The 10,938-nt window shown below is 62.8% G+C and carries 13 protein-coding genes; all 13 read left to right on the top strand.

Annotated elements, in window-relative coordinates; all coding sequences use genetic code 11:
- The first annotated feature begins 106 nt into the window (after positions 1-106).
- Positions 107-925 (top strand): sulfate ABC transporter permease subunit CysT, encoded by an 819-nt coding sequence (gene cysT, locus ACK1U9_RS19540; RefSeq protein ID WP_046613605.1) that lies wholly within the window; start codon positions 107-109, stop codon positions 923-925.
- 11 nt (positions 926-936) lie between these two features.
- Positions 937-1,809 (top strand): sulfate ABC transporter permease subunit CysW, encoded by an 873-nt coding sequence (cysW, locus tag ACK1U9_RS19535; protein WP_025341027.1) that lies wholly within the window; start codon positions 937-939, stop codon positions 1,807-1,809.
- 3 nt (positions 1,810-1,812) lie between these two features.
- The gene (locus tag ACK1U9_RS19530; RefSeq protein ID WP_013974693.1) at positions 1,813-2,802 is read left to right on the top strand and encodes a sulfate/molybdate ABC transporter ATP-binding protein; all 990 of its coding nucleotides are present in this window, start codon (positions 1,813-1,815) and stop codon (positions 2,800-2,802) included.
- Between the two features lie 318 nt (positions 2,803-3,120).
- Positions 3,121-3,912, top strand: coding sequence for an energy transducer TonB (locus ACK1U9_RS19525; protein ID WP_046613604.1), 792 nt, complete (start codon positions 3,121-3,123; stop codon positions 3,910-3,912).
- A gap of 30 nt (positions 3,913-3,942) precedes the next feature.
- On the top strand, positions 3,943-4,662 hold the full coding sequence (locus tag ACK1U9_RS19520) for a MotA/TolQ/ExbB proton channel family protein (RefSeq protein WP_046613603.1): 720 nt from the start codon (positions 3,943-3,945) through the stop codon (positions 4,660-4,662).
- Position 4,663: 1 nt separating this feature from the next.
- A complete protein-coding gene (locus ACK1U9_RS19515; protein ID WP_449110119.1) occupies positions 4,664-5,065 on the top strand; it encodes an ExbD/TolR family protein in 402 nt (133 codons plus the stop codon).
- A gap of 275 nt (positions 5,066-5,340) precedes the next feature.
- Entirely contained in the window at positions 5,341-5,922 is a 582-nt protein-coding gene (locus ACK1U9_RS19510) for an alpha/beta hydrolase (protein WP_046613601.1), read from the top strand.
- Between the two features lie 64 nt (positions 5,923-5,986).
- Positions 5,987-6,817: a sigma 54-interacting transcriptional regulator gene (locus tag ACK1U9_RS19505; protein WP_085601839.1), complete on the top strand. Its 831-nt coding sequence runs from the start codon at positions 5,987-5,989 to the stop codon at positions 6,815-6,817.
- 175 nt (positions 6,818-6,992) lie between these two features.
- On the top strand, positions 6,993-7,778 hold the full coding sequence (locus ACK1U9_RS19500; RefSeq protein WP_025341021.1) for a MetQ/NlpA family ABC transporter substrate-binding protein: 786 nt from the start codon (positions 6,993-6,995) through the stop codon (positions 7,776-7,778).
- Positions 7,779-8,061: 283 nt separating this feature from the next.
- Positions 8,062-8,727 carry an amino acid ABC transporter permease gene (locus ACK1U9_RS19495; RefSeq protein WP_449110118.1) on the top strand — a complete coding sequence of 222 codons (666 nt, stop codon included), beginning with the start codon at positions 8,062-8,064 and terminating at the stop codon, positions 8,725-8,727.
- On the top strand, positions 8,708-9,367 hold the full coding sequence (locus tag ACK1U9_RS19490) for an amino acid ABC transporter permease (RefSeq protein WP_046613598.1): 660 nt from the start codon (positions 8,708-8,710) through the stop codon (positions 9,365-9,367). The genes ACK1U9_RS19495 and ACK1U9_RS19490 overlap by 20 nt, the downstream gene beginning before the upstream one ends.
- Positions 9,364-10,137 (top strand): amino acid ABC transporter ATP-binding protein, encoded by a 774-nt coding sequence (locus ACK1U9_RS19485; RefSeq protein ID WP_449110117.1) that lies wholly within the window; start codon positions 9,364-9,366, stop codon positions 10,135-10,137. The genes ACK1U9_RS19490 and ACK1U9_RS19485 overlap by 4 nt, the downstream gene beginning before the upstream one ends.
- Positions 10,134-10,938, top strand: an 805-nt coding sequence (locus tag ACK1U9_RS19480; RefSeq protein ID WP_449110116.1) for a transporter substrate-binding domain-containing protein, incomplete at its 3' end; no start/stop codon positions are given. The genes ACK1U9_RS19485 and ACK1U9_RS19480, both read left to right, overlap by 4 nt.

Genomic DNA, 10,938 nt, shown 5'->3' with positions numbered 1-10,938 from the left:
GGAGCGGCCTTGCGTCGCGATTGGGCTGCAAAGCAGCCCCAAGATTCAGAAGCCTGCACCGGCCCGGGATTGATTCCGGGTTTCGTGCGTTCAACCAGGGATATTTATGTCACGCCGCATTTCCCCCGTCATACCCGGCTTCGGGCTGACGCTGGGCTACACCTTGGTGTACCTCAGCCTGATCGTGCTGATACCGCTGGCCGCCATGTTCGTGCATGCCGCGCAGCTTACCTGGGAGCAGTTCTGGAACGTCATCAGTGCGCCGCGGGTGATTGCCGCGCTCAAGCTGAGTTTCGGCACCGCCCTGTTCGCCGCCATCATCAACGGTGTGATCGGTACCCTGCTGGCATGGGTGCTGGTGCGCTACACCTTCCCTGGGCGCAAGATCATCGATGCGATGATCGACCTGCCGTTCGCCCTGCCCACGGCCGTAGCCGGTATCGCCCTGACCGCCCTGTACGCACCCTCGGGCTGGGTTGGCCAGTTCGCCACCGACCTGGGCTTCAAGATCGCCTACACCCCGCTGGGTATCACCCTGGCGCTGACCTTCGTCACCCTGCCGTTCGTGGTGCGGACGGTGCAGCCGGTACTGGCCGACATTCCGCGTGAAGTGGAGGAGGCCGCCGCCTGCCTGGGCGCCAAGCCGCTGCAAGTGTTCCGCCACGTGCTGGCGCCAGCGTTGCTGCCTGCCTGGCTGACAGGCTTTGCCCTGGCCTTCGCCCGTGGCGTGGGCGAGTATGGTTCGGTGATCTTCATTGCCGGCAACATGCCGATGAAGACCGAGATCCTGCCGCTGCTGATCATGGTCAAGCTCGACCAGTACGACTACACCGGCGCGACCGCCATTGGCGTGCTGATGCTGGTGGTTTCCTTCATCCTGCTGCTGCTGATCAACCTGCTGCAGCGCCGCATCGAAACCCCTTGAAGGAGGCCGGCATGTCCAGTTCATCCCTGAATGCAACCGCCGCCGCCAACGCCGCCCGCCGGGGCAGCGCCACTTCTCGGCGTATCTTGATCGGCCTAGGCTGGCTGGTGTTCGCGCTGTTCCTGCTGCTGCCGCTGGTGATCGTGGTATCGCAGGCACTGAAGAACGGTTTTGGCACCTTCTTCGAGGCGATCTTCGAGCCGGATGCGTTGTCGGCGCTGAAGCTGACCCTGCTCGCCGTGGTCATTTCGGTGCCGCTGAACCTGGTGTTCGGCGTCAGCGCCGCCTGGTGCGTGAGCAAGTACACCTTCCGTGGCAAGAGTATCCTGGTCACCCTGATCGACCTGCCGTTCTCGGTGTCGCCGGTGATCGCCGGCCTGGTCTACGTGCTGATGTTCGGTGCGCAAGGCCTGTTCGGGCCGTGGCTGCAGGACCACGATATCCAGATCGTGTTCGCCCTGCCGGGCATCGTTCTGGCCACCATCTTCGTCACCGTACCGTTCGTGGCCCGTGAACTGATACCGCTGATGCAGGAGCAGGGCACCCAGGAAGAGGAGGCCGCGCGCCTGCTTGGTGCCAATGGTTGGCAGATGTTCTGGCACGTGACCCTGCCGAACATCAAATGGGGCCTGATCTATGGCGTGGTGCTGTGCACTGCGCGGGCAATGGGCGAGTTTGGTGCGGTGTCGGTCGTGTCGGGCCACATTCGCGGCGTGACCAATACCTTGCCGCTGCACGTGGAGATCCTCTACAACGAGTACAACCATGTCGCGGCCTTCAGCGTGGCCAGCCTGCTGCTGATCCTGGCGCTCTTCATCCTGCTGCTCAAGCAGTGGAGCGAGAACCGTATTAACCGCCTGCGCCACAGCGCCGCGGAGGAATGATTCATGTCGATCGAAGTTCGTAACGTCAGCAAGCGCTTCAACAGCTTCCAGGCCCTGGACAACATCAACCTGGACATCAACAGCGGCGAGCTGGTGGCCCTGCTCGGCCCGTCCGGCTGCGGCAAGACCACCCTGCTGCGCATCATCGCCGGCCTGGAAACCCCGGACCAGGGCAATATCGTGTTCCATGGCGAGGACGTGTCCGGCCATGACGTTCGCGACCGCAACGTCGGTTTCGTGTTCCAGCACTACGCGTTGTTCCGCCACATGAGTGTGTTCGACAACGTCGCCTTCGGCCTGCGCATGAAGCCCAAGGGCGAGCGTCCGAGCGAGAGCAAGATTGCCGAGAAGGTGCATGAACTGCTGAACATGGTGCAGCTGGACTGGCTGTCCGACCGCTACCCCGAGCAGTTGTCCGGTGGCCAGCGCCAGCGTATCGCCCTGGCTCGTGCGCTGGCGGTGGAGCCCAAGGTGCTGCTGCTGGACGAGCCGTTCGGTGCGCTGGATGCCAAGGTGCGCAAGGAGCTGCGTCGCTGGCTGGCGCGCCTGCACGAGGACATCAACCTGACGTCGGTGTTCGTCACCCACGACCAGGAAGAGGCCATGGAAGTGGCTGACCGCATCGTGGTGATGAACAAGGGCGTGATCGAGCAGATCGGCTCGCCGGGCGAGGTGTACGAGCACCCGGCCAACGACTTCGTCTACCACTTCCTTGGTGACTCCAACCGCCTGGCCTTGAGCGAAGGGCATCATGTGCTGTTCCGCCCGCATGAGGTGTCGCTGTCGCGGCACGAGACCGAAGGGCACCATGCAGCCGAGGTGAGGGATATTCGGCCGCTGGGCGCGACCACGCGGGTGACCTTGAAGGTGGAGGGGCAGAGCGAGCTGATCGAGGCCGAAGTGGTCAAGGACCATGACAGCCTGACCGGGTTGGCGCGGGGGGAGACATTGTTCTTCCGGCCGAAGGTTTGGCAGAAGGTAGCGGATATCTGAGTCGCCTTTGATGATGAAAAACCCGGGATTGGTCCCGGGTTTTTTATTGCCTGGGAGATTGTCGGGGCTGCTTTTCAGCCCATCGCCGGCAAGCCCTCGCGGCAATCTCATGCCTTGCGCGAATATTTTGAATGCCTGCAAAGCATGATTCATGGCTCGCTCTGCTACACCCCGCGTAACTCGCGGCGTTGAGAAAACTTGCCAAAATATATATTCAGTAAAGTTCTAACCATAATTTTAAACATTACTTTAAGAGATAAGCCCCTGACCCCGATGATTCAGCCACACACCTGAATCGAGACCCCAGGAGTTTGATCAATGGGTAATGTCCAGTCGGCCGTCAGGGCCTACGACCAGCCATGGCGCCCGGCCCCGGGCGACCTGGTCGACCTTGGACGCACGCTTCGCCTCCCGCTTGGCCAGCTGCGCCTGCAACGCACGCCCGTCAGTGGGCTCAAGCGCCGCGACAAGCTGGTGTTGGGCCTGCTGGTGCTGGCCTTGCATGGCGCAGCAGCGTATTGGGTCAGCCAGGCACCAACGCCCGAGCTGCCGGTGGTGCCACCGCAAGTACCACCGATGACCATCGAGTTCGCCGCGCCGGCACCGCCTGTGGTCGAGCCACCGCCACCAGCCCCGGCACCGCCGGTAGTCCAGCCGCCACCGCCGCCTGTTGTCGACGAACTGGCCGCAAAGCCCAAACCCAAACCAAAGCCCGTGCCGAAGCCGGTGGTCAAGCAACAGCCAAAACCGCAGCCCAAGCCGGTCGAGGCCCAGCCGCCAGCCCCTGTAGCCGCTCCGGCACCGCCAGCGCCACCCGCGCCGGCCCCGGTCACCCCGGCATCGGCCAACGCTGCGTACCTGAAGAATCCGGCGCCCGAGTACCCGCAGATGGCTCAGCGCCGCGGTTGGGAAGGCACCGTGCTGCTGCGCGTCGAGGTGCTGCCCAGCGGCAAGCCAGGGCAGATCCAGATCCAGAAGAGCAGCGGCCGCGATGCCCTCGACGCTGCCGCACTGGCTGCGGTCAAGCGCTGGAGCTTCGTGCCTGCCAAGCAGGGCGACGTGGCCCAGACCGGCTGGGTCAGCGTGCCGATCGATTTCAAGCTTCGCTAACTTTTTCGCAGAACACAGGAAGACATCATCATGAGCCTGCTGGCATCCCCCCTCGAATCCGTTGAAAGCGCAGTCATCTGGCTGCTGGTCGGTTTTTCTGTCGTCACCTGGGGCCTGGCCCTGGTCAAGGTCGTGCAGTTCGTGCGGCTGAAGAACCAGGACAAGCGCTTCCACCAGCAGTTCTGGGCCGCTTCGAGCCTGGACTCGGCTGCCGAGCCTAGCCACGAACTGCCTGGCCCTGCCGCCCGTGTTGCCCAGGCCGGTTATGCCGCCATCGCCGTCGGTGACAGCCAGGCCAATGACCTGAGCCACGCCATCAATCACCAGGACCGCCTGGAACGCGCCCTGCGCCAGCAGATCGTGCGTGAGCGCCGTTCGCTGGAAACCGGCCTGGCGGTGGTCGCCAGTATTGGCAGCACCTCGCCCTTCATCGGCCTGTTCGGCACCGTGTGGGGCATCATGGAAGCGCTCAAGGGCATCAGCGCGGCCGGTTCCGCCAGCCTGGAAACCGTGGCCGGGCCGATTGGCGCGGCACTGGTGGCCACCGGCGTGGGTATCGCCGTCGCGGTGCCGGCGGTGCTGGTCTACAACTACTTCCTGCGCCGCCTCAAGCTTACCGCCGCCGACCTCGATGATTTCGCCCACGACTTCTACAGCCTGGCGCAGAAGAGTGCCTTCCGCGTGCTGGTGCACCCGGCGGTGCACAGGCCCCAGGCCGGTTTCACCCAGCCTGTGAAGGAGGCATCCTGACATGGCCTTTTCGACCCAGGACAGTGATGAAGTCCTCAGTGAAATCAACGTCACGCCGTTGGTGGACGTCATGCTGGTGTTGCTGGTGGTGTTCATCGTTACCGCGCCGCTGCTGACCAATGCCATACCCATCAACCTGCCCAAGACCGAGGCCGTGGCCCCGGTGGAGCAGAAGGACCCGCTGGTGGTCAGCATCGATGGTGACGGCAAGTTGTTCATCAACAAGGACGAGATCCAGCCCGACTTGCTGGAAACCAGCCTCAAGGCCGCCAAAAGCAAGGACGCGGACATGCGCGTACAACTGCAGGCCGATGACGGTGTGAACTACGGCGAAGTGGCGCGGGCCATGGCGGCTATCGAACGTGCCGGGATCAGCAAGCTGGCAGTGATTACCGCGCGCTGATCTCGTCGACTTTCTTCAGGCAAGTGCTTAGGGGCCATATCTCTTGGCAGGGGATGGCCCTTTTTTTTTTGCCCGGATTTCATGGCTATCAACGCCCCCTGTGGGAGCGGGTTCACCTGCGGATGCGATGTAGGCATCACCGACGCATTCGCGGATAAACCCGCTCCCACAGGGATTGCATTTCGGTTATTAATAAATAGCTTCTTATTCCTTTACTGATATAACTCCCTCCCTATACTTGTCTCCAAGCACGCAAACTCACTGGAGGCGTCCCCATGCGCAATGAGTCGATTCGTTACCTGATTGTGCCGGGCTGGCAAGGATCGCCAGACAACCATTGGCAAAGTCACTGGCAGCGCACCCTGCCCAATAGCACCCGGGTCGAGCAGCACGACTGGCTGACCCCGCAACGCCAGGACTGGGTGCAGGCACTGGAGCAGGCGATTGCCGCCGAGCGCTCGCCGGTGATTCTGATTGCCCATAGCCTGGGCTGCATAACCGTCGCTCATTGGGCCGCGCAAGCCAGCCCGGCCCTGCTGCGGCGGGTACGGGGCGCGCTGCTGGTGGCGCCAGCAGACGTAGAGCGGCCGACCTGCGCGCCGGCTCTGCGCAATTTCGCGCCGATCCCGACCGAAGCACTGCCATTTCCCAGCCAGGTGGTCAGCTCGGACAACGACCCGGCCGTGAGCGTGCCAAGGGCGTTATACCTGGCCCAGGTCTGGGGCGCCGAAGCAGGGCTGCTGACCAATGCCGGGCACATCAACGTCAAGTCCGGCCATGAGCGCTGGGAACAAGGTTTCGCCTACCTGTATCGCTTGCAGAGCCGGGTCGAGCAGCGCGCACTGCGCCGCGCCTGATCGCCCTTACTGTTTACCGCTTGCCTGACGCCCGGCCATTGCAGGCCTGGGGCGGGAGTTCGTCATGACTTTTCAAAACCCTTTTGGCCAGCCATTGCTGACCTTCCCTGAGCTGGACAAGAGCCCGCTTAGCATCCGCGCCAAGGCACTGGTGTTCATCGACCCACGGTCACAGCAGCTGCGCGAGGAGCTCGAGCGCCTGGCGCCACAGCCCTTGCCAGTGCTGATCCGCGGCGAAACCGGCACTGGCAAGGAACTGCTGGCCCGGCAGATCCACCGTGCCAGTGACCGCAGCGGGTTGTTCGTGTCGGTCAACTGCGCGGCCATCAGCCCCACCTACGCCGATGCCGAGCTGTTCGGCTACAGTGCGGGCAGCCAGGGCGGCACAGCCAGCAGCCGCGCCGGCTGGTTCGGCTCGGCCAACGGCGGCACGTTGTACCTGGACGAGATCGCCGACTTGCCGCTGGCCATCCAGGGCAAGCTGCTGGCAGCCCTGGAAAACCGCGAGGTTACCCGGGTGGGTGCACAGCAGCCGCAGCCGGTGGACGTGCGCCTGGTGGCTGCTACCAGCATCGACCTGGCGCGGGTGGTGCGCGCGGGACGCTTCAACGAGCGCCTGTACCAGTACCTGCGCGAGGGGGCGCTGGAGCTGCCGCCACTGCGCGAGCGGCCGGGCGATATCCTGCCGTTGGCCGAGTACTTCGTGGGCATCTACAGCGTGCGCCTGCAGCGGCCTGTGCCGCTCGTGAGCGAGGCGGCGCAGCAGGTGCTGGAAGCACATCCCTGGCCGGGCAACACCCGTGAACTGGAGAACGTCATCCACTTCGCCTTGCTGGTGAATGACGGCGAAGAGATCCTGGCTGAGGACCTCGACCTGGCAAACCCCGCGCGCTAGACACCGCTCATAAGCAAAGTGGCTGATGGCAGTTTGCTTTTGGAATAAGCAGCTAAATAAAAGATATTGTTACGGAATAAAAAATCTGGGTATTGTCCGCCTCACGCCCGCTGGTGAACCGGTTGGGCACCCGATTCGCCATCGCCGATGGCCCAGAACCAGAACAAGGATCACCATGAAGAAGACCCTGCTGACCACTGCCCTGGCCGCTGCCCTGTCGTTTGCCGGCCTGGCTGCTGCCGCCGAGAAACTGGTGGTTGCCGCCACCCCGGTACCGCACGCCGAAATCCTCGAGCTGATCAAGCCGACCCTGGCCAAGGAAGGTGTGGACCTTCAGATCAAGGTCTTCACCGACTATGTGCAGCCGAACGTCCAGGTTGACCAGAAGCGCCTGGACGCCAACTACTTCCAGACCCTGCCGTACCTGCAGAACTTCAACGAAGGCAAGGGCACCCACCTGGATACCGTGATCGGCGTGCACGTCGAACCCTTCGGTGGTTACTCGAAGAAGGTCAAGAGCCTGAGTGAACTGAAGGAAGGCGCTACCGTTGCCATCCCTAACGAGGGCAGCAACAGCGGCCGCGCTCTGCTGCTGTTGCAGAAGGCTGGCCTGATCACCCTGAAGGATCCGAAAAACGCACTGGCCACCCCCAAGGACATTGCCGAGAACCCGAAGAAGCTGAAGTTCCGCGAGCTTGAGTCGGCCATGCTGCCGCGCGTGCTGGACCAGGTCGACCTGGACATGATCAACACCAACTACGCCCTGGAAGCCGGCCTGAACCCGGCCAAGGACGCGCTGGTGATCGAAGGTAGCGACTCGCCATACGTGAACTTCCTGGTCGCCCGCCCTGACAACAAGGACAGCGAAGCCATCCAGAAACTGGCCAAGGCCCTGACCAGCCCGGAAGTGAAGGAATTCATCGCCAAGAAGTACCAAGGTGCGGTGCTGCCGGCGTTCTGATGCGCTTGCATTACCTTGCATGACCCAACGCCGACACTCTTGTGTCGGCGTTTTCATTTCTGGGCTTTAGCCGCGAAGAATTCAACGCGGTGCATGGCACCGGCTGCGCCGGTGTTCGCGGCTAAAGCCGCTCCCACAAGGTCCTTTGTGCGCCGGCAATACATGCCATCAGCGCTGAATTCTCAGTGATATGCATATGCGATAAAGGTATTTATTAAAAATTTTTTAGAACATTAGAGTCTAGCTATCGTGCCCACGCGCACCCTGCAGACCTGCTTTACCCATGACCCTCGACACCGCATTCATCCTCGGCACGCTGCCCGCCTTCCTCAAGGCCGTGGGCGTGACCCTGCAGGTCGGCCTGATCGCCATCACCACCTCGCTGCTGGTCGCCCTGGTCAACGCCACAGTGCTGGTATTACGCACCCCGTACCTGTGGCGCCTGGTAAAAGCCTACGTGGAGCTTGCACGCAACACGCCGCTGCTGATCCAGCTGTTCTTCGTCTACTTCGCCTTGCCCAGCCTGGGCCTGAAGATTTCCGGCTTTGCTGCAGCGATCATCACCATGACCTTCATGGGCGGTGCCTACCTGACCGAGGTGCTGCGTGCCGGCATCGAGGCCGTGCCCCGTGCCCAGCTGGAGTCCGGTCGCTCCATCGGCTTGTCCGAAGGCCAGTTGCTGCGCCATGTGGTGCTGCCCCAGGCCGGCATCCTCAGCCTGCCGGCACTGTTCGCCAACTTCATCTTCCTGCTCAAGGAAACCACCGTGGTTTCGGCGGTGGCCGTGCCGGAAATTCTCTACACCACCAAGAACTACATCGCGCTGTATTACAAGACCTATGAAATGCTCACCGCGCTGACCTTGCTATGTGTGCTGCTGTTCCTGCCGCTGTCGTTGCTGCTGCGCTATATCGAAAGGAGGCTGCAACATGGCCAGTTCGGCGTCTGAACTGCTGCTGCAGGCATTGCCGCAACTGGCTGGCGGCGCGGTGCAGACCCTGGCCATTTCTGCGCTGGGCATCCTCTTCGCGACGCTGGGCGGTGTGCTCTATGGTGTGCTGGCAACCTTGGGCAACCGTACCCTGAACATTGCCTTGCAAGTGTACCTGGAGCTGTTCCGTGCCATACCGGTGCTGGTCTGGCTTTATCTGGCGTTCTTCGGCCTGCCGATCTTTCTGGCCGTGAGCATTCCCAGCTTCTGGTGCGCGGTGCTGGTGCTGGGCCTGTGGGGCGCCAGCGAGGTGGGCGAGGTGGTGCGTGGCGCACTGCACTCGCTGCCGCGCGGCCAGCGCGAGGCGGGGTTGTCGATCGGCCTGGCAGGCTGGCAGCTGTACGGCTACGTGCTGTTGCCCCAGGCGCTCAAGCGCATGACCCCGCCAACCATCAACATCTACACGCGGATCATCAAGACCAGCTCGCTGGCGGTGCTGATCGGCGTGGTCGAGGTGATCAAGGCCGGCCAGCAGATCATCGAACGCACCTACGAGTCGGTGCTGATCTACGGCGCCTTGTTCCTGTTCTTCTTCATCGTCTGCTATCCGCTGTCCGCCGCTTCACGCGTGCTGGAACGCCGCTGGGCCCACTCATGAGCGCATTGATCGAATTCCAGGGTTTCAACAAGTTCTTTGGCGAGCACCAGGTGCTCAAGGACGTCGACCTTCAGGTGGCGGCCGGCGAGGTGGTGGTCATTCTCGGCCCCAGCGGCTGTGGCAAAAGCACGCTGCTGCGCTGCCTCAACGGCCTGGAGCAGGCCCACGGCGGCCACCTGCGCCTGGCCGGGCAGGAGCTGCTCGACCCGCGTACCGATTGGCGCGAAGTCCGCCAGCGGGTCGGCATGGTGTTCCAGAGCTATCACCTGTTCGGTCACATGAGCGTGATCGACAACCTGCTGCTTGGCCCGCTCAAGGTACAAAGGCGCGAGCGCGCCGAAGCCCAGGCCCAGGCCGAGGCGCTGCTGGCGCGGGTCGGCCTGCTGGACAAACGCGACGCCTTTCCCCGGCAACTGTCCGGGGGCCAGCAGCAGCGCATAGCCATCGTGCGTTCGCTGTGCATGAACCCCGAGGTGATGCTGTTCGACGAGGTTACCGCGGCCCTCGACCCAGAAATGGTCAAGGAGGTGCTACAGGTGATCCTGGGCCTGGCACGCGACGGCATGACCTTGCTCATCGTTACCCACGAAATGGCCTTCGCTCGCGCGGTGGCCGACCGCATCGTGTTCATGGAGGCCGGCAGGATCCTTGAACAGGGCGACCCCGAGAGCTTCTTCACAAGACCGCGGACCGCACGCGCGCAGCAGTTCCTGGAGAAATTCTCCTTCGTAGAAAGCCTGCCGAAGACACTGCACAAGGAACTGTCATGAAAACTGCCAACCTCACCAAACTGCTGGCGCCGTTGTTCGGCCTGGCCCTGCTGGCCGGCTGCAACAAGGCTGAAGAGCCACCCAAGCCGGCGGCGGCCTCGCCGGCCACCAGCTACCTGGAAACCATCAAGGCCCGCGACAAGCTGATTGTCGGCGTGTTCACCGACAAGCCACCGTTCGGTTTCGTCGATGAGCAGGGCCGCTACGTGGGCTTTGACACCGATATCGGCCGGCGCCTGGCCAAGGACCTGCTGGGTGATGAAAACAAGGTCGAGTTCGTCGCCGTGGAGCCGGCCAGCCGTATCCCGTTCCTGCAGAGCGACAAGGTCGACCTGATTCTCGCCAACATGACCGTGACCCCGGAGCGCAAGGAAGCGGTGGACTTCACCAACCCCAACCTGCGCGTTGCCGTGCAGGCAATCGTCGCGGATGGCAGCCCGGTGCAGAAGCTCGACGACCTGGCCGACAAGACCATCATCGTCACCACCGGCACCACCGCTGATATCTGGCTGACCAAGAACCACCCGGACTGGAAACTGCTCAAGTTCGAAAAGAACAGCGAGTCGTTGCAGGCGCTGGCCGCCGGGCGTGGCGATGCTTATGCGCAGGACAACCTGATTCTGTTCAGCTGGGCCAAGCAGAACCCGGGGTACCGCGTGTTGCCTGAGCTGCTGGGTGAAGAAGCCCCGATTGCACCGGCGGTGAAGAAGGGCAACACCGAACTGCGTGACTGGGTGAATGCCGAGCTGGCCAAGCTGGGGGAGGAGAAGTTTCTGCTGAAGCTGTATGACCAGTATGTGC

Source organism: Pseudomonas sp. XP1 (assembly GCF_053557675.1).
Note: the sequence above shows the minus strand (reverse complement) of the source record. Positions and strands in the feature narration are given on the sequence as shown.